At 54.0% G+C, this 26,422-nt stretch carries 24 protein-coding genes; 11 read left to right on the forward strand and 13 right to left on the reverse strand.

Annotated elements, in window-relative coordinates; genetic code table 11:
• The 5 genes from B4N58_RS04720 to B4N58_RS04740 all read left to right on the forward strand — a co-directional run.
• On the forward strand, window positions 1–216 hold a 216-nt coding region (locus B4N58_RS04720; protein WP_291746361.1), incomplete at its 5' end, for a rhodanese-like domain-containing protein.
• A 137-nt stretch (window positions 217–353) separates the two neighbouring features.
• Window positions 354–1,220 carry a phosphate/phosphite/phosphonate ABC transporter substrate-binding protein gene (locus B4N58_RS04725; RefSeq protein WP_291746364.1) on the forward strand — a complete coding sequence of 289 codons (867 nt, stop codon included), beginning with the start codon at window positions 354–356 and terminating at the stop codon, window positions 1,218–1,220.
• 18 nt (window positions 1,221–1,238) lie between these two features.
• Entirely contained in the window at window positions 1,239–2,120 is an 882-nt protein-coding gene (gene phnE / locus B4N58_RS04730) for a phosphonate ABC transporter, permease protein PhnE (RefSeq protein ID WP_291746366.1), read from the forward strand.
• Window positions 2,117–2,854, forward strand: a complete 738-nt coding sequence (locus B4N58_RS04735; RefSeq protein ID WP_291746369.1) for a phosphonate ABC transporter ATP-binding protein — start codon at window positions 2,117–2,119, stop codon at window positions 2,852–2,854. The genes phnE and B4N58_RS04735 overlap by 4 nt, the downstream gene beginning before the upstream one ends.
• A gap of 3 nt (window positions 2,855–2,857) precedes the next feature.
• Window positions 2,858–3,775: a hypothetical protein gene (locus tag B4N58_RS04740; protein WP_291746371.1), complete on the forward strand. Its 918-nt coding sequence runs from the start codon at window positions 2,858–2,860 to the stop codon at window positions 3,773–3,775.
• Window positions 3,776–3,782: 7 nt separating this feature from the next.
• Here the strand turns inward: B4N58_RS04740 and B4N58_RS04745 are convergent, their stop codons facing one another.
• The 7 genes from B4N58_RS04745 to B4N58_RS04775 all read right to left on the reverse strand — a co-directional run bounded on the left by B4N58_RS04745 (window position 3,783) and on the right by B4N58_RS04775 (window position 11,541).
• Window positions 3,783–5,375, reverse strand: a complete 1,593-nt coding sequence (locus B4N58_RS04745) for a gamma-glutamyltransferase family protein (RefSeq protein ID WP_291746374.1) — start codon at window positions 5,373–5,375, stop codon at window positions 3,783–3,785.
• 25 nt (window positions 5,376–5,400) lie between these two features.
• Window positions 5,401–6,237 carry a sulfite exporter TauE/SafE family protein gene (locus B4N58_RS04750; protein WP_291746376.1) on the reverse strand — a complete coding sequence of 279 codons (837 nt, stop codon included), beginning with the start codon at window positions 6,235–6,237 and terminating at the stop codon, window positions 5,401–5,403.
• 18 nt (window positions 6,238–6,255) lie between these two features.
• Window positions 6,256–7,578 (reverse strand): TRAP transporter large permease, encoded by a 1,323-nt coding sequence (locus tag B4N58_RS04755; protein ID WP_291746378.1) that lies wholly within the window; start codon window positions 7,576–7,578, stop codon window positions 6,256–6,258.
• On the reverse strand, window positions 7,578–8,081 hold the full coding sequence (locus B4N58_RS04760) for a TRAP transporter small permease subunit (RefSeq protein WP_008252177.1): 504 nt from the start codon (window positions 8,079–8,081) through the stop codon (window positions 7,578–7,580). The genes B4N58_RS04755 and B4N58_RS04760 overlap by 1 nt, the downstream gene beginning before the upstream one ends.
• A gap of 15 nt (window positions 8,082–8,096) precedes the next feature.
• A complete protein-coding gene (locus tag B4N58_RS04765; RefSeq protein WP_291746383.1) occupies window positions 8,097–9,188 on the reverse strand; it encodes a TRAP transporter substrate-binding protein in 1,092 nt (363 codons plus the stop codon).
• Between the two features lie 365 nt (window positions 9,189–9,553).
• On the reverse strand, window positions 9,554–10,000 hold the full coding sequence (locus B4N58_RS04770) for an Lrp/AsnC family transcriptional regulator (RefSeq protein ID WP_171099909.1): 447 nt from the start codon (window positions 9,998–10,000) through the stop codon (window positions 9,554–9,556).
• 62 nt (window positions 10,001–10,062) lie between these two features.
• Entirely contained in the window at window positions 10,063–11,541 is a 1,479-nt protein-coding gene (locus tag B4N58_RS04775) for a SulP family inorganic anion transporter (RefSeq protein ID WP_291746385.1), read from the reverse strand.
• 150 nt (window positions 11,542–11,691) lie between these two features.
• Here B4N58_RS04775 and B4N58_RS04780 point away from each other — a divergent pair, with 150 nt between their 5' ends.
• On the forward strand, window positions 11,692–13,251 hold the full coding sequence (locus tag B4N58_RS04780; RefSeq protein WP_291746387.1) for a carbon-nitrogen hydrolase family protein: 1,560 nt from the start codon (window positions 11,692–11,694) through the stop codon (window positions 13,249–13,251).
• Here the strand turns inward: B4N58_RS04780 and B4N58_RS04785 are convergent.
• Together B4N58_RS04785 and B4N58_RS04790 are read right to left on the reverse strand one after the other, a co-directional pair.
• Window positions 13,237–14,679 carry a PLP-dependent aminotransferase family protein gene (locus B4N58_RS04785; RefSeq protein ID WP_291746390.1) on the reverse strand — a complete coding sequence of 481 codons (1,443 nt, stop codon included), beginning with the start codon at window positions 14,677–14,679 and terminating at the stop codon, window positions 13,237–13,239. The two genes, B4N58_RS04780 and B4N58_RS04785, sit on opposite strands and share 15 nt — an antisense overlap.
• Before the next feature lie 3 nt (window positions 14,680–14,682).
• Window positions 14,683–15,840: a YbfB/YjiJ family MFS transporter gene (locus B4N58_RS04790; RefSeq protein WP_291746393.1), complete on the reverse strand. Its 1,158-nt coding sequence runs from the start codon at window positions 15,838–15,840 to the stop codon at window positions 14,683–14,685.
• Between the two features lie 154 nt (window positions 15,841–15,994).
• On the opposite strand from B4N58_RS04790, the gene B4N58_RS04795 reads away from it, so the two are divergent.
• The gene (locus tag B4N58_RS04795; RefSeq protein WP_291746396.1) at window positions 15,995–16,597 is read left to right on the forward strand and encodes a LysE family translocator; all 603 of its coding nucleotides are present in this window, start codon (window positions 15,995–15,997) and stop codon (window positions 16,595–16,597) included.
• 2 nt (window positions 16,598–16,599) lie between these two features.
• Here the strand turns inward: B4N58_RS04795 and B4N58_RS04800 are convergent, their stop codons facing one another.
• The 4 genes from B4N58_RS04800 to B4N58_RS04815 form a co-directional block, all read right to left on the reverse strand.
• Window positions 16,600–17,754 carry a fatty acid desaturase family protein gene (locus tag B4N58_RS04800; RefSeq protein ID WP_291746399.1) on the reverse strand — a complete coding sequence of 385 codons (1,155 nt, stop codon included), beginning with the start codon at window positions 17,752–17,754 and terminating at the stop codon, window positions 16,600–16,602.
• A gap of 25 nt (window positions 17,755–17,779) precedes the next feature.
• Window positions 17,780–18,910, reverse strand: a complete 1,131-nt coding sequence (locus B4N58_RS04805) for a ferredoxin reductase (RefSeq protein ID WP_291746401.1) — start codon at window positions 18,908–18,910, stop codon at window positions 17,780–17,782.
• Window positions 18,911–19,004: 94 nt separating this feature from the next.
• Window positions 19,005–20,174 (reverse strand): hydroxymethylglutaryl-CoA reductase, encoded by a 1,170-nt coding sequence (locus tag B4N58_RS04810; RefSeq protein WP_291746404.1) that lies wholly within the window; start codon window positions 20,172–20,174, stop codon window positions 19,005–19,007.
• A gap of 1 nt (window position 20,175) precedes the next feature.
• Window positions 20,176–20,592 (reverse strand): hypothetical protein, encoded by a 417-nt coding sequence (locus tag B4N58_RS04815; RefSeq protein ID WP_156799699.1) that lies wholly within the window; start codon window positions 20,590–20,592, stop codon window positions 20,176–20,178.
• A gap of 173 nt (window positions 20,593–20,765) precedes the next feature.
• Here B4N58_RS04815 and B4N58_RS04820 point away from each other — a divergent pair, with 173 nt between their 5' ends.
• The 4 genes from B4N58_RS04820 to B4N58_RS04835 are packed head-to-tail and all read left to right on the forward strand — an operon-like array spanning window position 20,766 to window position 26,402.
• Window positions 20,766–21,413 carry a CerR family C-terminal domain-containing protein gene (locus tag B4N58_RS04820; protein ID WP_008252165.1) on the forward strand — a complete coding sequence of 216 codons (648 nt, stop codon included), beginning with the start codon at window positions 20,766–20,768 and terminating at the stop codon, window positions 21,411–21,413.
• The gene (locus tag B4N58_RS04825; RefSeq protein WP_291746409.1) at window positions 21,410–22,519 is read left to right on the forward strand and encodes an efflux RND transporter periplasmic adaptor subunit; all 1,110 of its coding nucleotides are present in this window, start codon (window positions 21,410–21,412) and stop codon (window positions 22,517–22,519) included. Before B4N58_RS04820 ends, B4N58_RS04825 begins: the two co-directional genes overlap by 4 nt.
• Complete coding sequence (locus B4N58_RS04830) at window positions 22,516–25,626, forward strand: efflux RND transporter permease subunit (RefSeq protein WP_291746412.1); 3,111 nt, start codon at window positions 22,516–22,518, stop codon at window positions 25,624–25,626. The genes B4N58_RS04825 and B4N58_RS04830 overlap by 4 nt, the downstream gene beginning before the upstream one ends.
• The gene (locus B4N58_RS04835) at window positions 25,623–26,402 is read left to right on the forward strand and encodes a nitroreductase family protein (protein ID WP_291746415.1); all 780 of its coding nucleotides are present in this window, start codon (window positions 25,623–25,625) and stop codon (window positions 26,400–26,402) included. The genes B4N58_RS04830 and B4N58_RS04835 overlap by 4 nt, the downstream gene beginning before the upstream one ends.
• Window positions 26,403–26,422: the final 20 nt, after the last annotated feature.

Genomic DNA, 26,422 nt, shown 5'->3' on the forward strand with positions numbered 1-26,422 from the left:
GAGCCATTGGCGGGTTGGTTGCCCGCGAATGCGGAAAGTGCCCTGGCTGCAGCCCGCGCCTGGCCAAAAACCGATGTCATTGTCACCATGTGTGCCTGCCCCGATGATGTCAGTGCAGCCCATGTGGCCGGCCTTTTGCGCAAGCAGGGTTACAGGCAGGCCAAGGCCATGGAAGGTGGTTATGAGGCCTGGCTGGCCAGCAAGCGACTGAATTAAGCGCCAGTGCGCAACTGGCGCAACAATCCCCCTCGAATTCAATTCAAATTCCTGTAACCTTTGTGGCTTGTTTAGCGTAATAAACGTTGAGAATTTCGTTTTATTCCAATTATCCAATTTCATTACGGAACCTGACCATGCGTTTGTTGACCAAAGCCCTGATCGGCGCTTTCAGCTTTGCCCTTGTTTCAACGCCTGCGCTTGCCCAAGAGGTGATTCAATTTGGTGTGGGCTTGTACCAGCCCGACAAAGACAAAAACGACGCCACGTACACACCTTTGGCGCAATACCTGGAGAAGAAACTTGGCAAACCCGTGAAGCTGCGCACCGTGAGCAGCTGGGAAGGCTTGGCGAAGTCGCTGGCCAATGGTGAAACCGACATTGCGCTGATGGGTCCATGGGGCTATGTGTTGGCCAACAATGAAGCCAAAGCACAGGCAGTGGCCACCATCGAGTACGAAGGCAAGCCAGAGTATTTTGGCATCATGGTGACCAACCCGAAAAGCGGCATCAAAAGCATGGCCGACTTGAAAGGCAAAACCTTTGCGTTTGGCGACAAGGGCTCCACGTCGGGTTACCTGATTCCTTTCCACTATTTCCAGAAGCAGGGCATCAACCCCGACACGTATTTTTCCAAGGTGATCAACACTAGCCACCAAGCCATTCAAACCCAGGTCACCCAGGGCGCAATTGATGCAGGTGCAGATTACAACCGCAACCGCGATGCCATGATCGCCGATGGTTTGATCAAGGCGGAAGATTCGAAAATCATCTGGACTTCCGACCCCCTGCCCAACGATGCATTTGCAGTCAGCAGCAAGTTGTTTGAAGACAAAGTGTTTGTGGCCAAGCTGCAAGAGGCTTTATTGGGCATTGGTGCTGAACTGAAAAACCAGCCCAACTTGCTGCCACCGCGTTACACCGGTTTTGCAAAAAAAGACAACAGCTATTACAAGCCAATTCGTGATGCAGGCCTGGCCACTGGCCGTTTGCAGCCCAAGTAAGAGGGCTGCTTAACCACCATGAATTGGATGCAGTTCAAGTTGCGCTTGAAAGGCCGGCTCGGTTTTTTCGGGCTGGTCTTTTTGTATGCGCTCATTGTCTTTGGCTGTGTGTACAGCCTGGCCATGGCGGGCGATTTGTCCATGGGCCGCAACCCGGTGGCCAATTTCATTAAAACAGCCACCGAGTTTGCACGCCCCAGTTTTCTGGATGTGTGGCTGGGCGACCCTGCTTACCAGTACAAAAGCGACGACGGCACTGTGCTGCGCACCGAGAACCGGCAAGAGGTTGAACAACAGTGGTTGGTGCAATTGGGTTTTGCCACTTGGACTACATTCAAAATTGCAACTTTGGGCTCTTTGCTGGGCGCCATTCTGGCTTTGCCATTTGGTGTGCTCAGTGCAAAAAACATCAAGGCACCACGCCTGCTGACTGCGCTTTCGCGACTGGTGCTGGATACTTCCCGATCCATTCACACCTTGGTGTTTGGTCTGGTGTTGGTCGGCATTGTGGGCCTTGGCCCCACAGCGGGTATTCTGGCCATTGCTTTTCACAGTCTGGGTACTTACGGCAAGCTGTTTGCAGAATCGATAGAAACGCTCGACATGGCCTCGATTGAGGCTGTGAAGGGCGTGGGCGCAAGCCCTTCACAAACCTTCTTCTGGTCGGTGTGGCCCAATGTGTTGCCGCAGTGGGTGAGCAGCCACTTGTACCTGTGGGAATACAATATTCGCGATTCAACCATTCTCGGCATTATTGGCGCCGGTGGTTTGGGCTTGCTGATTTCAGAGGCAGTTGCGCTGTTTCAATGGGGCCGTTTGTCGAGCATCTTGATCGTGGTGGTGTTGATGGTGACTGCATTTGATGCAATTAGCCGCCGAATCCGGACGGCCTTGTTATGAGCAGTAACATCATCGACATTCAAAATCTGGAAATGGTCATTGCCGGGCGACGCATTTTGAAAGTGGAATCACTTCAAATTGCACGCGGCGAAAAAGTGGCTATTCTTGGGCGAAACGGCGCGGGAAAGTCCACGCTGTTGCGTTGCTTGAACGGGTTTGTAAAACCCACGGCCGGCCACATTGTGGTGAACCAGCACACTGTGTTTCCGCTTCGCCGTGAGCGCGATTTACGCCCTGTGCGTGCACAGGTTGGCCAGGTGTTGCAGGGCCTGCATTTGGTTGCACGGCTAAGCGCCATGGAAAATGTACTGGTGGGTGGTTTGGCCCGCATGCCGCGTTTGCGCAGTTGGGCGCGAATTTTCACAACCGAAGAAACACAGCGTGCACAAGCCGCATTGAAAGCCGTGGGCATGGCCCATTTGGCAGAAAAACGTGCCGACAAACTGTCGGGTGGCGAGCGTCAAAAAGTGGCAATAGCCCGCATGTTGATGCAACAGCCTGAACTGGTGTTGGCCGATGAACCCACAGCCGCGCTTGATCCCACTGCGGCCGATGAGGTGTGTGAATTGCTGGTAAAAGCCACTGAAAACTCTACGCTGATTACCGTGGTTCACAATGTGAGCCTTGTGCCCATGCTCAGCCACCGCGTGATTGGCCTGAAAGCCGGCGAGGTGGTGCTGGATTGCGACAGCCATGAATTGACGCAAGCGCAACTTGATCATTTGTACGAGTGAAACATGACTGATAAGGCAGGGCGCAGTTGCCCCATTCGATACCAGTATGGCGCAGCCAAAATTGCTGAGGTGCCCGCAACACCTTGCGATGTGTTGTACGTGGTGGGCGGTTTGTATGGCAACGTTTTTGCGTTGGAAGCCATCGAGAATCTCGCTGCACGTGAGGCGGGTAAAGTTCGTATTTGTTTCAACGGCGACTTCAACTGGTTCAACAAATCGCCTGAAGATTTTGAGCACATCAACCAGCGTGTATTGAACCACGATTGTATTTTGGGCAATGTGGAAGCCGAGTTGGGCGAGCCTTTGGATGTGGCCGATTGCGGTTGTGCATATCCCGAAAATGTAGACCAGGGTGTGGTGGATCGATCTAACTTCATTCACACCGAATTGAAGCGGTGCGCGCAACAACAGCCTGAGTTACTGGGTGCCTTGTTGCAGAAACCTTTCTTTGCGCGTTACAGCGTGGGCGCGTTGAATGTGGCTGTGGTGCATGGTGATGGCGACTCATTGGCGGGTTGGCGTTTCGACCCTGCTCATTTGCATCGGGCTGACGAAGCCCCCTGGCGTGCAGCGCTGTTTGAAAAAGCACAAGTGAATGTTTTTGCCAGCAGCCACACGTGCAGTGCGGCGTTTCACCATGAGCCACTGCCGAACGGGCAAACAGGTTTGATCAGCAACAATGGTGCGGCAGGCATGGCCAGTGAACCCGGAAGCCTGAACGGTTTGTTCACTCGAATTTCAGCAACCCGCTTGAACAACACTGCTTTGGTGTTTCAGTCCACACAACTGAATGCTGTGTGGGTTGAACAGGTCCGCGTTCGATTCGATCAAGCCGCGTGGCAGCAGCACTTTCTAAGCCAATGGCCAGAAGGCACTGCTGCGCACACCTCGTATTTTAAACGCATCAGCGAAGGCGTTTAAAACTAGATCAAACACACGCCACTGATCCATCCGAACGTGGGTCGGCCGCCCCTTCCATCATGCCGTTGGGGTGGCGTACCACCGCGCCGGCATGTCCCATGGTGTCGCTGAAGGCCTCTGGCAACACCTCCAGTACATGGCCTGCATCGCGCAGTTGGGCAACCAGTTGTTCATCAAATCGGCTTTCCAGTTTCAAGCTTGTGCTTTGTTCGCCCCATGTGCGGCCCAGCAGCCAACGCGGTGCAGTCACGGCTGTTTGCAATGGCTGATTGAAAAGCGCATACCTGCTGAATACTGCCGCTTGTGTTTGTGGCTGGCCTTCACCGCCCATGGTGCCGTACACCATGCTGCGTCCGTCTTTAAACCGCGCCATGGCCGGGTTCAGGGTGTGGAAGGGTTTGCGGCCCGGCTCAAGCCGGTGCAGCGCGTCTTCTTTCAGTGAAAAACTGATGCCCCGGTTTTGCCACATCACCCCGGTTGAAGCGCACACCACGCCTGATCCAAATTCCCAGAACACGCTTTGAATAAAGCTGGCTGTGCGGCCTTCGCTGTCAATGCAACCCATCCAGATGGTGTCGCCTTGCCAGGGGTCTTGCGGCCAGGCAAGCGCCTGTTTCATGTCAATTTTTTTCGCACGCTCAGCCAGCGCTTCCCGGGTCAGAAAATCGCTGGGGTTCACGGTCATGTACGCAGGGTCGGTGCAATACCGGTCGCGCACCAGAAAGGCTTGCTTGGTGCTTTCGACCATGCCGTGCAGGTAATCAAATCCATCGGCTTCTTGCACGCCCAGTGTGTCGAACATGCCCAGAATCATCAGCGAGGCCATGCCCTGCGTGGGCGGTGTCATGTTGTAGATCGTGCTGTTGTTCAGTTCGGTCTGAAGTGGCGTTACGAATTGCGCATGGTGATTGTTCAAGTCAGCTAGGCTGATTGGGCTGCCCACGCGGGCCAAATCGTCTGCCATGGCTTGGGCCAGTTCACCCCGGTAAAAATCGTCAAGCCCTACCTGGCCCATGCGCGCCAGGGTGTCGCCCAAAGCGCCTTGCTTCAACACACTGCCTTCAGCAGGCACTTGGCCATCCATCAGCAAATGCTCTGCAAAGCCAGGAGCAGTTGAAAGTTCACCGAATTTCACGCGGGTTAAACGTTCCTGGCTGCTGCTAACTGCCACACCATTGCGTGCATGCATCACCGCATCGCTCAGCAAGCGGTTCAATGGCAACTTGCCACCCCATTGCGTGGCCACTTCATGGGCCTTGATCCAGCCACCCACGGTGCCTGCTGCGGTGAGTGCAGCCAAGGGTCCGCGGTTGGGAATGGCATCGAACCCTTGCTCGGTGTAAAAAGCACGTGTTGCTTTTGCGGCAGCTTTTCCGCAGGCATCTATACCCACTGGCGCTTTGCCGGGTTCGCTGAGCAGCCAGAAACCGTCGCCACCAATCGAGTTCATGTGCGGGTACACCACTGCGATGGCAGCGGCAGCGGCGATCATGGCTTCCGCGGCATTGCCACCTTCTTTCAATACATCACGGCCGGCCTGTGCAGCCAAATGGTGGGGCGCTACAAATACGCCGCCCAGTGCGCGTTTGGTGTGAATCATTGTTCTTTTAACTCCCTTTTATTGCTTAGCCCAACACGCCGTAAAACATGCGTACGGCAGTAATGAACAGGAAAAATGCAAACGCCAGCTTTAAGCGCGCTGCGGTTGTGGCGTTGGCCATGCGTGCGCCCACAGGGGCCATCCACATGGTCATGGGCACGATCAGTGCAAAGCCAATCAAGTTGATGTAACCAATGGTCAATGGTGGCGTATTTTCAACGTTCCAGCCATTGAGTAAAAACCCGATTGCGCCGGGAATGCTAATGACCATACCAATGGCCGCCGCAGTGCCAACCGCCCTGTGCATCGGCACATTGAAGGCATTCAGAATCGGTACGCTCAAGGTGCCACCACCAATGCCCATCAGCGTTGAAAACCCGCCAATGAATGTGCCCATGATTTGTTTGAAAGGACTGCGCGGCAAACTTTCTGCCACCGGTTTTGCTTTGCTTCGAAATGCCATATTGGCGGCCACCAGCAAAGCGATGCTGGCAAATACAATCGACAACACATCGCCCGACACATAGCCACTTGCAAAACTGCCAATGACCACACCGATGAACAAAGGCAACACCAGGCTTTTGAACAGCGGTTCATCCAGATTGCCTTTCGCTTTGTGGCTTTTCGCCGAAATGAACGAGGTGGGAATGATGGTGGCCAGTGAAGTACCCACGGCCACATGCATTTTCACACTTTCATCCACACCCAGCAGCGTAAACAGGTGGTACAACACCGGCACAATCACAATGCCGCCACCCACCCCCAGCAAGCCCGCCAGCAGGCCTGCAACGGTTCCAGTAATGGCGAGCGCCACCACCAACCCTGCCAGCCAAGGCAGGGAGTATCCACTTAACAATTCCATGAAAGCTCCTTGCCTTGTTTACCAGCCTATGGCTTTGGGAAGCCAGGTTGCAACGGATGGGAACACGAAGATGACCGCTACAGCGAATGCCTGCAACAACACGAACGGCAGCACACCCACATAAATATCGCGCGTGGTAATGCCCGGTGGCGTAACACCTTTCAGGAAGAACAGTGCCCAACCAAAAGGTGGTGTCAGGAACGACATCTGCAAGTTCATCGCGATCAGGATGGCCAGCCAAACCATGTCGGTGCCGTAACCAATGAACACCGGCAAAAACATGGGCAAGGCAATGTAGGAAATTTCAATCCATTCCAGGAAGAATCCGAGCACAAAGAGCAGGGCCATCAGGAACAGCAAAGCGCCCACTTCACCGCCGGGAATCATGTCGAACAAGCCGTGCACCATGTCTTCTCCACCCAAGCCGCGAAAGGCCAGTGCAAAGGGCTGCGCGCACAGCAGGATGAAGTACACCATCGCAGAAATGGTCAAGGTGCCGTGCATGGTGTCTTTCAGCAATTGCATGTTCATGCGGCCAAAGCCCACTGCAATTAAAAGGGCACCCAAAGCACCCATGGATGCAGCTTCTGTTGGCGCAGCAACACCACCCACGATAGACCCCAGCACGGCAAACACCAGCAGTACGGGGGGCAACACATCGCGAATCAGCTTTTTGCGCAACTCGGCTTTGTTGATTTTCTGGCGTTCTTCCAGCGGGACTGCGGGCACAAGCTTCGGCATAAACATGCCCAGCAAAATAAGGTAGGCGCAGTAAATGCCAGCCAGCACCAAACCGGGAATGAGCGCAGCGGCAAACAAGGTGCCCACCGATTCACCCATGATGTCGGAAAGCAAAATGAGCACCAGGCTGGGTGGGATAATTTGCCCCAGGGTGCCCGATGCACAAATGGTGCCGCAGGCCACACTGGGTGCGTAACCACGGCGCATCAAGGTGGGTAGGGTTAGCAATCCCACAGTAACCACGGTTGCGCCCACAATGCCTGTGGAAGCACCCATCAACACGCCCACCAGCACAATGGCCAAGCCCATGCCGCCTTTCAGCCCGCCCATTGCAGTGCCGATGGTGTCGAGCATGTCTTCAGCCACGCGGCTTTTCTCCAGCATCACGCCCATGAACACAAACAGTGGAATGGCCAACAGGGTGTAATTGCTGACCACACCATACAAGCGCGCGGGCATCAGGTTAAATAGCATGGGGCCAAAGCCGATGTAGCCGGCCACAAAGCCGGAAACCGTCAGGGCAATGGCCACTGGAATACCAATGATCATCAGGCCCAAAAAGCCTGCAATCATGCCCAGAACAATCCATTCATTGTCCATCAGGCCACCTTCGCTTCTTTAATTTGCACAGCAGCATGCAACAGGTTGGCGATGCCTTGAATCATCAAAAGGCCAAAGCCCAATGGCAGAAAGATTTTCAGCAGGTATCGATAGGGCAGGCCACCGGGATCGGGCGAACCTTCCATCATGTCGAAAGATTGCATGACATAGGGCACCGACAAATACACGATCACCAGTGCCACCAAAAAAGTAAGCACTGCGCTGAACAAATCAATCCAGCCTTTGCCAAGTGGACCAAAGCGTTCATACACAAAATCAACCCGCACATCGGCCTTGTGTTTCATGGCGTAGGCCAAACCGAACAGGGCAATGGGGGAAATTAAATGCCACTCCAGTTCTTGCATCGACACAGGGCCAATTGAAAACAGGTAGCGAAGAATGACGTTGGTGGCCACCAAAACGACGAGGGCAAGCACGCAAAAGCGTGCAAGCCCCCCAGTGAACTCGACAAACGCCTCGAGTTTGGGGATGGCTTGCTTCATGACAACAACCGCTTATCAAAGGTTAAGGAAGGTTTTCTCGCTCAGTGCTGCCCAGGATTCATGCTTCTTCTTGAATGCCATGAATGAGGTGTGCACTTTTTTGGCCAAGGGGTCGGAGGCGGCCACGCTTTCCAGCGTATCCATGGTGGCTTCCTTCAGCTTGTCCACAATTGGTTTGGGCAGTGCTTGTGCTTTCACGCCCTGGTTTTTCACCAGGTCTTCCAGCGCCTCGGCATTCACCGATTCTGACCAGGCCAGGCTTTCCATGACGCTGGCTTGCGCTGCCATTTGCACCATCATTTGCAAATCTTTGGGCAACTTGTCCCAAGCTTTTTTGTTGATCAGCAATTCAGTCACGTTGGTGGGTTCGTGCCAGCCGGTGGTGTAGTAGTACTTGGCTGCCTTGTGCAGGCCCAAGCGGCGGTCCTGGAAGGGGCCCACGAATTCAGCGGCATCGATCACGCCACGCTCCAGTGCCGGGAAAATTTCGCCACCGGGCAACAAGCGCACATTCACACCCAGTTGGCTGTACACCTTGCCGGCCAGGCCAGGAATACGCATTTTCAAGCCATTCAAGTCGGCCACTGTTTCAACAGGTTTGCGAAACCAGCCTGTCATTTGCACACCGGTGTTGCCCATGGGCATGGCGGTCAGGCCGAAAGGCGCATACACCTCTTGCCACAACTTCATGCCGTCGCCGTGGTACAGCCAGGCCATCATGCCCTGTGTGTTCATGCCGAAAGGCACGGTGGTGAAATATTGTGCAGCAGGTGCTTTGCCTGACCAGAAGTAGGCATTCGCAGCGTTCATTTCAACGGTGCCGGCAGACACTGCATCGAAACCTTCCAGCGCGGGGATCAGTTCGCCGGCTGCAAAGTGTTGAATTTTCAGGCGTCCACTCGACATGGTTTCCACTTTCTTGCAGAAGTCGGTGGGGCTGCCAGGGCCTGCCACATAAAAAGGCGAGCCAGGTGGGTAGGCGTTGGTCATTTTCATGGTGACCTTGCCATTTTGTGCATTTGCAATACCAGGTACAGCCAAGGCTGCGCCACCTGCGGCTGCGGTGGCAGCACCTGAAATAAACTTGCGACGATCTATTGAGGTCATGGAACACACTCCTGCTGCTTGGAAAACAAAGGGTTCGCCGACCGCACAAATGGCGACCGGTCATAACCCTTCTTTAGCGAAAGGTGTGCCAGCTCGGAAATGTTTTAAGTGATTGAAATATATAGGAATTTGTTGATCAAGGGTTTACCCTTGGTCGATTGCTTAAACCCCAGAATGAGGCATTGGATGATTGCACCAGTCTGCCATTTGTATACCTTTTGTTTACTTTTGTTACCAAATCGTATGCGATTGATGCATTGAAAAAATCAATCGGAACCAGATGGATTTGAAATAAGGCAGTTTGGTGTCGAATGTATTCATGCACCCAAAATGTGGCACTGCACCACAACAGGGAGCCTTTGATTTTACAAACGCGCGCCACCTCGGCGGTGTTTTACACGCTTCAACAGGTTCTTGCATTCCACTGAAATAATGTCGGGCTGACCAAACAGGTATTTCTGTGCGAAGGCCAAAAAACTCTCTTGCGTGTCGGTCAGGGTGTGAATGTGCAGGCTTTGTAGATCAGACATGATGTACAGGCTGGCCACCTCGGGTTGTGCAGCCAATTCGGTTGCAACCGCTTCAATCACGTGGCTTTTAACCTTCAGGTCAACAAAGGTGCTGGTGACTTTGCCCAGCTTTTCCGGGTTCACCACGGCGGTGAATTGTTCTACCGTGCCTTCTTCCAGCAAGGCTTGCACACGTGCGCGGGCGTGGGCTCTGGAACACCCCAGTTGTCGGGCAATGTCAGCAAAAGACAAACGTGAATCTTTAATCAGCAGGCTGAGCAGGGCGGCATCCAGTTCGTTCATGGCAAATTCCGGTGTGGGTTTGCCATGAGGAATGCAAGAGCTGTACCTGCTATTTCTGGGCTTTAATGCGCAGGAAGCTCCGAACCGGGGCCCATCTTGTCATGCAGTCCAAATTTATCCACCATGGTTTTTGTCGCTTCGTTCATACCCAACAAATTGACCTTGGTCTGATTGCGTTTGAACTTGAGCATCACTTTGTCCAAGGCACCAACAGCCGTGATGTCCCAAAAATGAGCGAGGCTGATGTCGATGGTGACTTCGTCAATCTCTTCCTTGAAATCGAATGAGTTGACGAATGTTTCAGCTGAGGCAAAAAACACCTGGCCGGAAATGACGTAAGTGCGATTGCGTCCTTCATCTTGCGTACTTGATTGCACACGCAAAATACGACCCACCTTGTTGGCAAAAAAGAAGCCCGACAACAGCACCCCCACCAACACACCCTGCGCCAAATCATGCGTACCCACGGTAACGGCTACTGTGGCCAGCATCACGATGCTGGAGCTTTTTGGGTGCTCTCGCAGGTTGCGAATTGATGCCCAGTTGAATGTACCGATTGACACCATAATCATGACGGCCACCAAAGCAGCCATCGGTATCAGCGCCACGTAGTCGCCTATGAATACCACCATGATCAACAGGAAAACGCCGGCACATAAAGTGGACAAGCGCCCACGGCCGCCTGATTTCACATTGATCACAGACTGCCCGATCATGGCGCAACCGGCCATGCCACCCAGAAAACCCGCTGCAATATTTGATACACCTTGGCCTACACACTCGCGGTTTTTGTCGCTGGGTGTGTCGGTCAGGTCGTCCACAATTTGCGCGGTCATCATCGATTCCAGCAAGCCCACCACGGCCAGGGTCAGTGAAAACGGAAATACGATTTTTAAGGTTTCAAGCGTCCAGGGTACATCGGGCAGCAGGAACACCGGCAAGGAGTCTGGTAATTCGCCCATGTCGCCCACCGTGCGAATATCAAGCCCCACCGCGATGCTGAACGCGGTCAGCACCACAATAGCCACCAACGGGGATGGTACTGCTTTGGTCAGGTAGGGCAGCAGGTAAATAATGCCCAGGCCCGCCGCCACCATGGCGTACACATGCCATGTCACGTTGATCAGTTCAGGCAGTTGCGCCATGAAGATCAGAATGGCCAGTGCATTCACGAAACCTGTGATGACAGATCGGGATACAAAGCGCATCAACTTGCCCAGTTGCAACACCCCGGCCAAAATTTGAAGCACTCCGGTTAATAGCGTAGCCACCAGCAGGTATTGAAGGCCGTAGTCTTTCACCAAGGTGACCATGACCAAAGCCATGGCCCCGGTGGCAGCGGAAATCATGCCTGGCCGCCCGCCAGTGAACGCAATCACGGTTGCAATACAGAACGAGGCGTACAGACCCACCTTCGGATCGACACCGGCAATGATGGAGAAGGCGATCGCCTCGGGAATTAGCGCCAGCGCAACAACCAGGCCGGCAAGAAGGTCGTGTCGGACGTTGGATAACCAGTCCGCGCGGAAATTTTTAATCATGTGAAGTCTGCCAAGGAGGCGCGAAGGATAACCGCAGCACTCTAGAATTGTCAAACCAAGAAGCCCTTGGCTTATTGACCAAAAATTCATCAAATTAACGAATGTGTTCTAATAGAAGGGTTCATAGAGTAAACAAATGGAGTTGAAAACATGTCGACAGAAATCGAAAACACCGAATATGAACACACCGAACACAAGCTAACGCTGCGCAATTTGCAGGTGTCTGATTACCCTGATATCAAGCGCATTATGGAAGTGGTTTACCACAGCGCGGGCGGTGCGTTGCCCGAGGCCAAATTTCGTTCAATCCTTAAAACATTCCCCGAAGGCCAGATTTGCATCGAAGACGATGGCAAGGTGATCGCTGCAGCCTTTGCAGTGGTGGTGGATTACGACAAGTTTGGTGACAAACACACCTACATGGAAATTACCGGCAACATTTACGCCACCACACACGACCCCAAGGGCGACGTGTTGTACGGCATTGATGTGTTTGCCGATCCCGAATACCGCAATATGCGTTTGGGTCGCCGTTTGTATGAAGCCCGCAAAGAACTATGCCAAAACCTGAACCTGCGCGCGATTATGGCGGGCGGCCGAATTCCTGGTTACAAAGAGCACATGAAAGAGATGTCGCCGCAGCAGTACATTGCGGCAGTGAAACGCAAAGACATTTACGACCCGATTTTGACTTTTCAGTTGAGCAACGACTTTGAGGTGAAGCAGGTGCTGAAGGGCTACCTGCCAGAGGACAAAGAGTCGCAAGGCTATGCCACCTTGCTGGAGTGGTTCAATATTTACTACGAACCTGAAAAACCCATGCTGTTTGGCGCGCCCAAAACCACCGCACGCCTGGGTTGCGTGCAGTGGCAAATGCGTGAATTCCACAGCGTGGAAGACGTGGTAAAACAGGCCGAGTACTTCATCAATGCGCTTTCAGATTACCGCTGTGATGTGGCCTTGTTTCCCGAATTTTTCAACGCGCCTTTGATGGGCCTGGCGGGCAACGGCAATTCCTTGGAGGCGATTCGCCACCTGGCCACTTACACCGATCAAATTCGCGACGAGATGAGTCGCATGGCGGTGAGCTACAACATCAATGTGGTGGCGGGTTCCATGCCGGTGATGGAAGATGGTGCCTTGTACAACGTGGCCTATTTGTGCCGCCGCGATGGCACGGTTGAAGCGCAGTACAAAATTCACCCCACACCGCATGAAAAGCGTGAATGGATGATGGAGGGGGGCAGCAAGTTGAGTGTGTTTGACACCGACTTCGGAAAAATCGGCATCCTGATTTGTTACGACTCCGAGTTTCCAGAGCTGTCGCGGGTGCTGGCCGACAAGGACATGCAAATATTGTTGGTACCTTTCTGGACCGACACCAAGAACGGTTATCTGCGTGTGCGCCGTTGTGCGCAGGCCCGCGCCATTGAAAATGAGTGCTATGTGGCCATTTCAGGCAGTTTTGGTAATTTGCCCAAGGTGGACAATGTCGACATTCAATACGGGCAAACCGCCGTGTTTTCACCGTCTGATTTCGCATTTCCGCACGATGCAATCATGGCGGAAACCACGCCCAACACCGAGATGACCCTGATTGTGGATGTGGACCTGGACAAGCTTCAAATTTTGAAGAATGAGGGCTCTGTTCGCAATTACCTCGATCGCCGCCGCGACTTGTACAAGGTGGTGTGGCTAGGCGACGAGTGAGCCTTCAAACAAGGCACCCAACTTTGCAATGGCCACTGCGGTGTCGTCTGTCACCGGGTGGCCACAATTCAGGCGGATGCAGTTTTTGTACAGGCCGCTGGCAGAGAATACGCTGCCCGGCATGTAGGCGACTTTGCGGGCAATGGCCTTTTTGAACAGGGCGGCAGTATCGATGTCGCCCGGCAGTTCAACCCACAGCACAAATCCACCTTTGGGTTCAGAAATCCGGGTGCCCTGCGGGAAATGTTTCAGCACCAAATTGCCCATGGCACGCACCTGTGTTTCAAACTGCTGGCGCAAGGTGCGCAAGTGCCGCTCGAACGATCCTTTTTCAAGGTAATGCGCCACAGCCACCTGGGTAATCGGGTTGGTTGAACCGCTGAGAATCCGCTTCTTGGACAATACCTGTGCGGCGTACTTGCCGCCTGCCACATAGCCAATTCGAAGCGATGGGCTCAGTGATTTCGAAAACGAGCCACACATCAGTACCCGGTCGCTTTGCTTGCCCGCCTTCAGTGGCCGTGGTCGGAACCGTTCGAAGTACAGGTCGGCGTACACATTGTCTTCCACAATTGGAAAGTCGTATTTCTCGGCCAGCTCCAGCAACTTTTTTCGGTTGATGTCGGGCATCACAGAACCCATGGGGTTGCTGGCGGTGGGGCACACAATACAAGCCGCGATTCGGGTTTGCTTCACGGCAATTTCAAGCGCTTCCAGCGACATGCCATGCTCGGGGCTGCTTGGAATTTCAAGGGCGCGCAGGCCCAGCGATTCGATCATTTGCAACAGCAGGTAATACCCGGGCGACTCTACCGCCACAATGTCGTTGTGCTTGGCCACGCTTTGCAGGGCCAGGCTAAGGGCCTCAGTGCAGCCATCGGTAATCACCAGTTCATCGCGTTTCAATTTCATGCCCATCAACTCAAACCGTTGTTGCAGTTGTTGCACCAATTCCGGCTGGTTGGGTTCCACGTGGCTGCCCAGGGTGAGCAGGTCAGGGCGGGTACGGTTCACAGTGGCATAGCTTCGGCGCAGGGTGGCGATCGGCAACAATTCATGGGCTGGAAAAGCAACACCCAGTGGTGCCACACCCTCGCGGGTCGAACTTCGAAGCAGCATGGCAATTTGGTCCGCTACCTCCAGGTTAACCGGCGGTTCCAGCACAATTGAATCGGGGGCCTGCGTGCACACGGCCCCAACGGGCACATTGCGGGCTTGCACGTAGTAGCCGGATTTCGCAACAGGTTGTACGTAGCCCCGGTCTTCAAGCAGGTTCAGTGCTTTTTGTACCGTGTCGATGGAGTAGTGCCATTGTTCCGAGAGCTTTCGAATCGAGGGCAGTTTGTACCCCGCTGCAAAATGATTGTTTTCAATCAAGGCCTGCAGGTTTAAAGCCAGTGTTTCGTATTTGCAAGAGGTCGTGTCCACCGCTTAAACCTCGGTTTGCTTTTTCAGTTGCCACACCATGAACACACCCGCCACCATCAATGCCGCGGCCAGGTACAGCGAGCCACGGTAGGTGCCCGTGCGTTCTGCAATCACACCGGCCAGGGCGGGTGCTGCAATTTGCGACACACCGTAGCTGAGTGTCATGCGGGCCATTGCCTTGCTGGGGTTGGCGGGGAATTGCCGGCCTGCAATGCTCAGTGTCAGGTTCACAATGCCTGCAAACGTGCCGCCAAACAGCACCGCGCTAACCATGTTGGCCCAATAGCCATCGATGAAACCAGCCATCAGAATGGAGATGATTTGCAGAACATACGCCAGCACCAGTGCCTCGAATACACCGGTAATTCGGGCCACGCGATCCCAAATGAAAGTGGAGGGCATCGCCGCCAGCCCGACCACCACCCACACCCAGGGGCCCTTGCCTTGAAGTTCAGGCAGGGTTTCAGCAATGGCCACAATGAAGGTGGCGCTGATCACGTAGCCAAAGCCGGCACAGAAGTAAGCGCCAAGCATTAAGCGTATCCATTTTGCGCTGGGTGGTGCCACATCGGCCACCTGTGCTTCTGCGCTGCCTGCCTTGGCGGGTTTGGGCATCCATATCCAGGCGGGCACGAAGAAAACAATGCCCACCACACCCAACACCCACCATTGTTGGTCCCAGGCCAAATGGTCCACCATGGCCATGACAGCAAGGCCAGACAACACCAAACCCATGCCCGCCCCGGCAAAGTGCAGACCTAGTTCGGTTTTCAGGTTTTGGCGGGCCAGCCAGTTCATGATCAGGCCCGATGCGATCAACATGCCTGCGGTACTGGACACACCCGAAATAAAGCGCAGAAATACCCACAGGTTGACATCGGTGGTCAGGCCCATGCCAATGGTGCTGATTACGGCCACAATCAGGCCGAAACGGTAAAGCAGGTATTTGTAATCCAGGTTGCTGAGTGTCGAGGCCAACAAGGCGCCGCTGATGTAGCCAATGTAATTGACGGTGGCCAGCCAGCCACCATCAAAGGCGCTTAAGCCAGCCTGGTCGCGCATGATGGGCAGCAAAGGCGTGTAAGAAAATCGGGCCAAACCCACGGTCAGGATCAGCGAACAAATGCCAGCTGCAATGACTTGCCAACGTTCCAGTTTCATGGGGTACCCGCACAGAAGTCGAATTTCAAAAGCAGTACAGATTTTCGTAAGATTTATCTGTACTGCACATTATTTCATTATCCTGAATCTGTACTGAAATTGCAAAAGTTCTTACAGTGAGTGTTCCATTGTTACTCCACAAAAGGAGTTCGCCATGCAGCACTTTCAAGCCATTGCTCTGTTCGCATTTTTAAGCATTATTACGCCCGGGCCCAATAACCTGATGATCATGACAAGCAGCATGAATTTTGGCGTGCGAAAAAGCCTGCCGCATTTCTTCGGCATTATTGTGGGCTTTCCCTTGATGCTGCTGGCCATGGGTCTGGGTTTGAATGCGGTGTTTGAAAGCTTGCCTTGGTTTCACACGGCCCTGTTGGTGTTCAGCCTGTTGATGATGGTGTATTTGGCCTGGCGCATTGCCAGCTTTTCACCGTCTGCCGATGCGCTGAAGCCAGGCGCCAAACCACTGAGCTTTTTCAATGCGGTGTTGTTTCAGTGGGTGAATCCCAAAGCGTGGTTCATGGCCACAGCGGCTGTCGCGCTTTTCCCGGCCAGCTCGAATACGCCTGTACTGGATGTATTGATGGTGGCCGTGATCATGGCCAGTGTGGGTTTGTTGTGCGTGGGATTGTGGCTTGTGTTGGGTGCACGCTTGCGGGCCTTGATTAACAGCCCGCTGCGTTTGAAGTGGTTCAACGGAACCATGGCCGCCAGTCTGGTGCTGTTTTTCGCATACAGCACCGTTCAGGCGGTTTAGTTTCAGGGCAAAGACAAACGCCAGATATTCCAGGTGGTGGTGCCAAACTGGCGCGTGAAGCTGCCCTTGTTGTAGGGCAGGCCATAGCGCGCAGCCAAAGCCTGTACCCGGGGTGACATCTCCGCATAGCGGTTGGCAGGAATGTCCGGAAACAGGTGGTGCTCAATCTGGTGGCTCAGGTTGCCCGACAAAATATGGAACAACTTGCCACCGGTAATATTGCAGCTGCCCAGCAGTTGGCGCACATACCAGGCTGCGCGGGTTTCGCCTTCCACTTCTTCTTTGGTGAAGTGGTGTACACCGGCCGGGAAGTGGCCGCAGAAAATGATCACATTCGACCAAATGTTGCGAATGCCGTTGGCGATCAGGTTGGCCACAATCGTGAAGCCGAAACCAGCCAACGCAATATTCACCACATCAAATCCGAAAAACACAGTGACTGGCACTGTGACTGCTGCGCCCAATACAGGCCAACACACATAGTCTTTCAACAGCTGGTGGCGTACCTTCCAGCCAATCCGTTTCAGCATGGGAATGATTTCTTTAAAGCTTTTCTTGCCAGCCAGCAATTTGTCAGCTTCCAGATCGTGCAGGGCCACACCCCACTGAAACATCATCATCAGCACAAAGTTGATCACCGGGTTGAACAGGTATTTGGCATGCCAGCGCTGGTCGTCTGTGACGCGCAGCACACCATAACCAATGTCTGGGTCTTTGCCATGCACATTGGTCCAGGTGTGGTGCACCACGTTGTGGCTGTGTTTCCACTGGTCGGAAGGGCAGACGTTGTCCCATTCCCAGGTGTTGGATTGAATGTTGGGGTCGCGCATCCAGTCGAACTGCGCATGCATGATGTTGTGGCCCAACTCCATGTTCTCAATGCTTTTCGACACGCCCAGCATGACCGCACCCAGCAACAGCACTGCCCAGAATTGCGGCCAGCCTGTGAAGGTCCAGTCGCTCATTGGCAACAGGAAAAAGCTGAGAAACACCACAATACGCCCGGCCAGCATCAGGGTTCGCTGCCATTTGATGACCGAGAGAATGTAGGCGCGGTCTTTGCTGCCCAGCGAGTCTGCAATTTCATTGCGTATGGCGTCCATTTCGCGACCGAATTCTTCGATGTCGCTGGCGCTCAAATGTTTTGGCATGCCCATGTTTGTCTCCTGCTTCCTGTGTTGCTTACACTTCGATTTCTGCGTCGCCCACTGCTGCGCACACGCAAATCTGAATCACTTGTCCTGTTTCATTGATCAGCGCATTCGTGCGCAAATCGCGTACACAGCCGCTGGCCAGTTTCACATCGCAACCATGGCAAATACCCATCCGGCAACCGTGTTCCGGGTTCAAGCCAGAATCTTCGGCAAGGCGAAGCAAATTCGTTTCACCGTCAGAATTGGCACTCACATTGCTGTTCAAAAATTTCACCACGCCGGTTTTAACTTCGGTGGGTACCCCCGCCAGTTGTGCTCGGAATCGCTCGGTGTGCACCTGGCGACTGAGTCCTTCGGCTTCGTAAAGCTTCTCGATAGAATCCAGCATGGCCTGCGGACCACAGGCGTACACATCGCGTTTGCGCCAGTCGGGGCAAAGCTGTTCCAGTTGCTCTTTGGAAAAGTGGGGGCGTTTGCCGGTGATTTCTTCCGGCTTCTGGCCTGGCTCACGGGTGTGCACCAGGTTCAGTGTGTACAGCTTTTGTTGGTCTGAAATTTCTTTCAGTTCACGCCCAAAAATGACGTCGTAAGTGTGTGGTGCGTAGTGAATGTGCACGGTGTTGGGCATGCGTTCCTGAAGCACCAGGCTGCGCAACATGCTCATGATGGGCGTAATTCCGCTACCCGCAGTAATAAACAGTGGCAGTACTGGCTGTGCATCGGGCAGGTAAAAGTCGCCTTGGGGCACACCAATCGGCACGTAATCGCCCACTTTCAACTTGCGAACCAGGTGGTGCGACATGCGGCCATTGTCGATTGCTTTCACGGTGATGGTGAAGCAACCGTCGTTTCGCTCCGGGGCAGAACTGATGGAATAGGTGCGTGTGAAATGTTGCCCGCCAATGGGCACACCAATGCGCAAATGTTGACCTGGGCGGTGGCTTCGCCAGTTCAGCCCGGGCCGCAATGTAATGGTGCGTGAATCGGAGGTTTCGTCCCACACGGCTTCAACCCGCGCCTGCAGGGCGTGGGTACTCCACAGTGGGTTGACCAGTTCAATGTAGTGGGAAGTTCGAAGTGGGAATGCAAAGGCGTCGGAGACTTTCGTCACGAGGCCAGTAAGTCTTTTGACCAGCGTGGGTCCTGCTTGAGCCTGCATTCTGTCTCCTCGTTTTTTGTGTTGTAAAACGAGTGTGCACTGAAACACATTACAAGTCATTCCGCACTGCACCAGCGGTCAGTGATTTACTGACCTAGCGGTTTCTGCCGTAAGCGTCGTGGGAAGAAACCCACTCATCGGCCAGAATGGCCGACAACAAAGACAAATCACCCGCCAACACCGTGGCACCCACAATCTCCGCCAGTTTGCGTGCCTTGCCGCTGCCTTCGCAGCCGAGCATTCTCAGGCATTCTGCTTGAGTGGCCAGGCCAGTTCCGCCGCCCTTGGTGGCACAAATCACGGAAGGCAATGTGACAGAAAAATACAAATCCCCATTGGCCGTAATGTCCATGAACACCATGCCGGTGTGGCTTTCAACTACATTGGCCTCGTCTTGCCCGGTGGCAATGAACAACGCGGCAATGCCGTTGGCCGAGTGGGGCCCACTGTAGGCGCTGCCCGCCAGTTGCGCGCCGATGGCACTGCGCTGGCGCTGCTTGAAAATTGTTTCAGGTGTGGTGCGTGCCAGCCTTTGCAGCACTTCACGCTGAATGGTGGCTTCCGCAATCACCCGCTTGCCCCGGCTGTGCAGCAAGTTCATGTGCGAATGCTTTTTGTCGGTTTCAATGGCACCGCTCAGGGCAAAGTAAGTAATTGCTTCCGGGCTGTTTTTCAGCACCCACTGGCAAGCGGCATGGGTGGCCTTGCCACACATGTTTTGCCCGGCCGCGTCGCCCGTGGTGTAGTTAAAGCGCGTGTACACCATGCGCGCAACCTGCCAGGTTTGAATGTGCTCAAGCTTGCCAAAGCCGGTGGTTTTCTCAGCCTCGGCTTTCACTGTTTGAAGGTTCTCATTCAACCAGTTCAAAAACCGTTTGGCGGCTCGGGCATCGTCGAATTCAAACAGCGGGGCGCGCTGCATGAATTCTTCAGCCACAGTCACCTTCACACCGCCGGATTCGCTCACCATGCGCATGCCCCGGCTGTAGCTGGCCACCAGTGTGCCTTCGGTGGTGGCCAGTGGCACATAGAACCAGCCCTGCGCATGTTCACCATGAATCAACACAGGCCCAGCCACACCCACCGGCATTTGCACCACGCCAATGAAGTTCTCGGTGTTGCTTTTCAAACTTTCTGGGGGCAGGGAGTAGGTGCCAGTGTGTTGAAGGCTGGCACCGGTGTGCTGCGTCAAAAATTCGCGACGTGCTTTGGCGGCTTCCTCGGAATAGTTGTCTTCGAAGCGGGGAATGGGCGTGCGTGTCATGTTATTTGCGCTTGGTCTTGGTGCTACGGGTTACGGCTGCAATCGATTCTTCGTAGCCGCTGACCAGTTTGCCAATGTTCTCCAGCTTGGCCTTCAAGACATCGAGTTCCATCTGGGTGCGATCCAGTTTCATGGTCAGGTGGGCATTTTCTTTTTCAAGGCCCACCATGGTTTTGGCGAGCTCCCGGTTTTCCTGTTCCAGTTCTTTGTTGGCCTGGTACATTTTCAAAAGGTTGGCCTGCAAACCTTTCACTTTGTCCTGAACGCCGTCCACGGTTTGCTTGATCCCGGTTTCAAACTGGTTCACCTGATCCACCACGGCATTGATCAAATTGCTGGCCGGAAGGCTGGATGCCCGTTTTTGAGCGACCGATTTCAGTTTTCTTAACGCGTTGCTGCCTTTTTGTGCCACACCCATGTTTGTCTCCTGATTGTTGTTTTTTGAATTTGCCAACAAAGAGTAGCAAGTTTCAGGAATTCAGTGGTGTCGATTCGTTTCAATCCGGACAAAAGAGCCTTTCGCGATTGCTGTTTAATCATTCGTTTGATATATTTTTAAATCAATCGATTGAATTAATTTCGGACTTTCCCATGCTTCAAGACAAGCAGCAATCTGCACGGCAAAAGCTGGTGCAGGCTGCACTCATTACCTTCGCTGAAAAGGGCTATGAAGGCGCGTCCACGCGCGAAATCGCTGACAAGGCGGGTGCCAACATTTCATCCATTCGCTATTACTTTGGTGACAAGGCTGGCCTTTACCGGGCCGCTTACACCGAACCTTTGTGTGGCACGCCGTTCGAGCAGGGCATTCCTGATTTGAACAGCACCGATGTGGACAAGGCGTTGAAGCAATTGTTTCGGGATTTTCTGGAGCCCTTGAAGCACGGGGAAACCTTTCGCCTCGTGATGAAATTGCATTTCCGCGAAATGATTGAACCCACTGGTGCCTGGGAGCATGAAATTGATGCGGAAATCAAGCCGCAGCACATGGCCTTGGTGAATATGTTGACCGCTTATTTTGGTTTGACGAAACCCGACCTGGATATTCAGCGCCTGGCCTTCGCCATGATGGGTATGGCGGTCAACTTTTATGTGGCCCAAGACGTGGTGGATGTGGTGTGCCCCAAATTAATGGGCAGTGCCAAGGCCATCGATACATTGTCTGAACGCCTGGCCGGCTATGCCCGTGCCATGCTCGACGGTGAAAGTAAACGACGCAAACAGGATTGCAGCAAATGAAAATTTCAATGGTGTTCACGAAGTATCCAGTTGCCCTGTTCGCGGCAACATGGCTGCTAAGCGCTTGTTCTCCGGGTGCTGAGCAAGCGCCCAATGCGACAACCGAAAATCAAGCGCCCGGCAAGGCCAGCCTTTCGGTTGAACTGGCCGCAGTCGAGGAAAAAACCATTCCTCTAACCCTGTCGGTGAATGGCAGTGTGGCTGCCTGGCAAGAGGCCGTGATTGGGGCACAACTCAACGGTGTGCGAATTGATTCTTTGCGCGCCGAGGTCGGTGATGTTGTGAAAAAAGGGCAAACGCTTGCCCTGTTTGATCAACAAACCGTGAACGCCGATTTGGCACAAGCCAAAGCGGGCGTGGCCGAAGCACAGGCTTTGTTTGAGCAGGCGAAGCTGAATGCTGACATGATTCGCAACATCACCGATGCGGGCGCGGTTAGTGCGCAAGAACGCAACCAGGTGATTGCCGCGGAAAAGTCTGCACAGGCCCGTTTGCTGTCGGCCCGGGCCTTGCAAACCCAGCAGGAAATTCGCTTGCGCAACACCACGGTGACCGCGCTGGACGACGGAGTAATCAGCGCACGCACTGCCACCTTGGGGTCAGTGCCCGCCCCAGGGCAAGAATTATTCCGATTGGTGCGCCAGCAGCGGCTGGAGTGGCAGGCGGAGGTCACTGATGCAGAGCTGGCCCGAATTTCAGAGGGCATGGCGGTGACCGTATTCAACAATGATCAAGCTTTGAGCGGCAAGGTTCGAACACTCAGCCCGGTCATCAATGTGCAATCCCGAACCGGCATGGTCTATGTCGATATTCCCGGTGCCTACGCCAAGGGTTTGAAGCCTGGCATGTACCTGCGTGGCGAATTTGATTTGGGTGCGCAAACTGCCACTGTAATTCCACAAACCGCAGTGATTGAACGGGATGGTTTCACCTATGCGTTTACGCTGGACCAAGCCAGCAGCAAGGTGCAGCGCATCAAGTTGCGGGTTAACAAAGCGCAGGGTGAGTTTATCGAGGTACTGGAGGGTTTAAGCCCCGGTGACAAAGTGGTGAAAAGCGGTGTGGCCTTCCTGGCCCACGGCGACTTGGTGAAGGTGGTTCAGTGAACGTCTCGACCTGGTCAATCAAGAACCCCATTCCAGCGGTGATGCTGTTCTTCCTGCTCACCGTGATGGGTCTGTACAGCTTTTCAAGCATGAAGATTCAGCAGTTCCCTGACATTGAACTGCCCACGGTGCTGGTCACTGCGAGCCTGCCCGGTGCATCGCCTTCACAGCTTGAAAACGATGTGGCTCGCAAAATCGAGAACTCGCTGGCCACGCTGCAACAACTCAAACACATTTACACCAAGATTCAAGACGGCATTGTCAGCATCACGGTCGAGTTCAATCTTGAGAAAGACACACAAGAGGCCGTGGACGATGTACGGTCTGCCGTGTCGCGTGTGCGTGCAGACCTGCCTACTGACTTGCGCGACCCGGTGGTCAACAAACTGGAGTTAAGTGGCGCTCCTGTGTTGGCTTACACCATCGCATCCACTGCGTTTGATGAGGAAGGTTTGTCTTGGTACGTGGACGACACCATCACCAAAACACTGTTGAATGTGAAAGGTGTGGGCGCAGTAAACAGGGTGGGCGGTGTTACGCGAGAAGTTGTTGTCGAGCTTGACCCGTTAAAAATGCAGGCACTGGGCGTGAGCGCACTCGATGTATCCCGTCAACTGCGCAATACCCAATTGGAAACTGCGGGTGGCCGGGCCGATCTTGGTGTGGGTGAGCAACCGCTGCGCACCATTGCCACCGTAGAAAATGCCAACCAATTGAAAGAAATTTCAATTGTGCTGAGCAATGGTCGCCGTGTGAAGTTGCCAGAAATCGCGACGATTAAAGACACCATCGCCGATCGGCGATCGGCTGCCTTGCTCAATGGCCAAGATGTGGTGGGTTTCGAAATTACCCGCAGCAAAGGTGCCAGTGAAGTTGAGGTGGGCCAGGGTGTGGCCACGGCCTTGGCTGAACTGCAAGCGCAGCGGCCCGACCTTACGATTGTCGAGGCTTTCAACTTTGTAGAGCCTGTGGAAGATGATTTCGACAGCTCCATGAAAATGCTCTATGAGGGCGCATTTCTCGCCGTGGTGGTGGTGTGGTTTTTTCTGCGCGACTGGCGCGCTACCTTTGTGTCGGCTGTGGCCTTGCCTTTGTCAGTCATTCCGGCGTTTGCCGGCATGTACTACCTGGGGTTCAGCTTGAACGTGGTTTCCTTGCTGGCCATGTCGCTGGTGGTGGGTATTTTGGTCGATGACGCCATTGTGGAAGTGGAAAATATTGTGCGCCACCTTCGCATGGGCAAAAGCCCACTGGATGCCGCTCGCGAGGCCGCCGATGAAATTGGCCTTGCTGTAATCGCAACCACGTTCACCCTGATTGCCGTGTTTTTGCCCACGGCCTTCATGAGCGGCATTGCTGGTAAATTCTTCAAGCAGTTTGGCTGGACCGCCGCGCTGGCCGTGTTCGCTTCACTGGTCGTGGCCCGCATGTTAACGCCCATGATGGCCGCTTACATGTTGAAATCGGCCGGCCATGAAAGTGAGAAAAATGAGCCTGGCAAAATGATGGCCCGTTACCTGGACTGGGTGCGCTGGGCTTTGGCGCACAGGCTGATTACCTGTATCGCGGCTGGTGCTTTTTTTATTGGTTCCATCCTGCTGATTCCTTTGTTGCCCACCGGTTTTATCCCGCCCGATGATTTGTCGCAAACGCAGGTTTACATTGAATTGCAGCCGGGCAGCACCTACGAGCAAACTCGCAAGGCGGCCGAAAAAGCCCGTGAACTGATCAGTGAAGTGGAGTACGTACGAAGTGTGTATACCACCATTGGCGGCGGTGCAGCCGGCACCGACCCGTTCATGATGAGCGGGCAGGCTGAGGTGCGTAAAGCCACGCTCACTGTGTTGCTGGATCCGCGCGGCGAACGTGCCGTGCGCAAGCAGGTGACAGAAACGCAAATGCGCGAGGCGCTCAGCAACCTGCCGGGTGTGCGTTATAAGGTGGGCTTGGGTGCTTCGGGTGAAAAGTATGTGTTGGTGCTGTCTGGTGAAGACGGGGAAGCCCTGTCCAAAGCAGCCAGTGAAGTGGAGCGCGATTTGCGCACCATTCCCGGTTTGGGCTCCATTGCCTCCAGTGCAGCTTTGGTTCGCCCGGAAATCTGGATCAAGCCCGATTTTGCCAAAGCAGCCGACCTGGGCGTGAGCACAGCAGCCATGGGCGAAACCCTGCGTGTGGCTACAGTGGGTGATTACGATGCAGCCTTGCCCAAACTGAACCTGTCGCAACGGCAAGTGCCGATTGTGGTTCGCCTCGACGACGAAGCCCGAAAAGACCTCAGCGTGCTTGAACGCCTCGCAGTTCCCTCAGCGAAACCAGGGGTACCCAGTGTGCCTCTGAACCAGGTGGCAACGTTGGGTATCAACGCGGGCCCTTCGGTAATTGATCGCTACGACCGTGCACGCAATGTGAACTTTGAAATTGAATTGCAAGGGCAACCTTTGGGTGATGTGGCCGCAGCTGTTCAACAATTGCCCAGCATCAAAAGTCTGCCACCCGGTGTGGCGCAGCGAAACATTGGCGATGCCGAAGTGATGGAAGAGCTGTTTGCCAGTTTTGGTTTGGCCATGCTCACTGGTGTGTTGTGTATTTTTGTGGTGCTGGTGTTGTTGTTCAAAGACTTCCTGCAACCCGTCACAATTCTGGCTGCATTGCCACTGAGTTTGGGTGGCGCGTTTGTGGGCCTGTTGATCGCAGGGAAAAGTTTTTCCATGCCCTCGCTGATCGGCTTGATCATGTTGATGGGCATTGCCACCAAGAACTCTATTTTGCTGGTGGAATACGCCATTGTTGCACGCAACGAAAAGGGCATGAACCGGCTGGATGCAGTGGTGGATGCCTGCCACAAACGGGCACGCCCTATCATCATGACCACCATTGCCATGGCTGCAGGCATGTTGCCAATCGCAATTGGCACAGGTGATGCAGACACCAGTTTCCGCAGCCCCATGGCCATTGCCGTGATTGGTGGTTTGATGACCTCTACTTTCCTCAGCCTCTTGGTCATTCCGGTGGTCTACACCTTGATGGACGACTTTGAGCACGGCATGAAAAATATTTATCAAAAACTGGGTTCAATCTTTAAGCAGTCTGGAGCACGCAACACATGAAAGCAGCCACAAGAAAATTCAAAACCATCGAAGTGGATGGCAAGCAGCGCTATTACGAACCAGCGCCCAAGGGCATCAGCGCAGCCAACTTCAAGAAGGTGGTTGAAAGCAGAAGATCTGTGCGCAAGTTCACCGACAAACCCATTCCCAAAGAAGTGCTGGACGAGTGCCTGGACATGGCTTTGCTCGCACCCTGTTCGTCGGGTTTGCAGCCCTGGGAATTCTATGTGGTGAAAACCCCAGCCAAAAAAGCCAAATTGGTCACGGCCTGTTTGGGCCAACTGGCTGCAAAAACGGCACAGGAACTGATTGTGTGCGTGGCGCGTGTTGACCGGGTCAGCGAGTTTTCCAAAAAGATGATCAAAGACTGGCCCATGCCGGAAGTGCCCACGCTGGTGCGTCGCTACTACCAACTGATTCCTTACAACTATTCACCCGGCCCATTGAACAGTTTCGCAATGGTGAAGAAGGCTGCATCGAATGTGGGCGGCTTGATCGCACCCTTGCCACGCGGCCCCTACACGCGGAGCGAAGTGGAGTTGTGGGCAGCGAAAAGTGCAGCATTGGCCTGTGAAAACCTGGTGCTGGCATTGCGTGCGCACGGCTTCGACACCTGCATGATGGAAGGTTACGACGAAGCCCGCGTGCGTAAATTATTAAAGCTGACCGACGATGCTTTCCCGATCATGGTGATCGGGGCTGGCGAGCGCGCCGATGATGGCGTGTTCTGGCCTCAAATTCGCTTTGAGCGGGAATTGTTTGTACATGAAGTGTAATTGTTCTGCTGCGGTAAGCC

The organism is Limnobacter sp. UBA3528, from assembly GCF_002377005.1.
Lineage (GTDB): Bacteria > Pseudomonadota > Gammaproteobacteria > Burkholderiales > Burkholderiaceae_B > Limnobacter.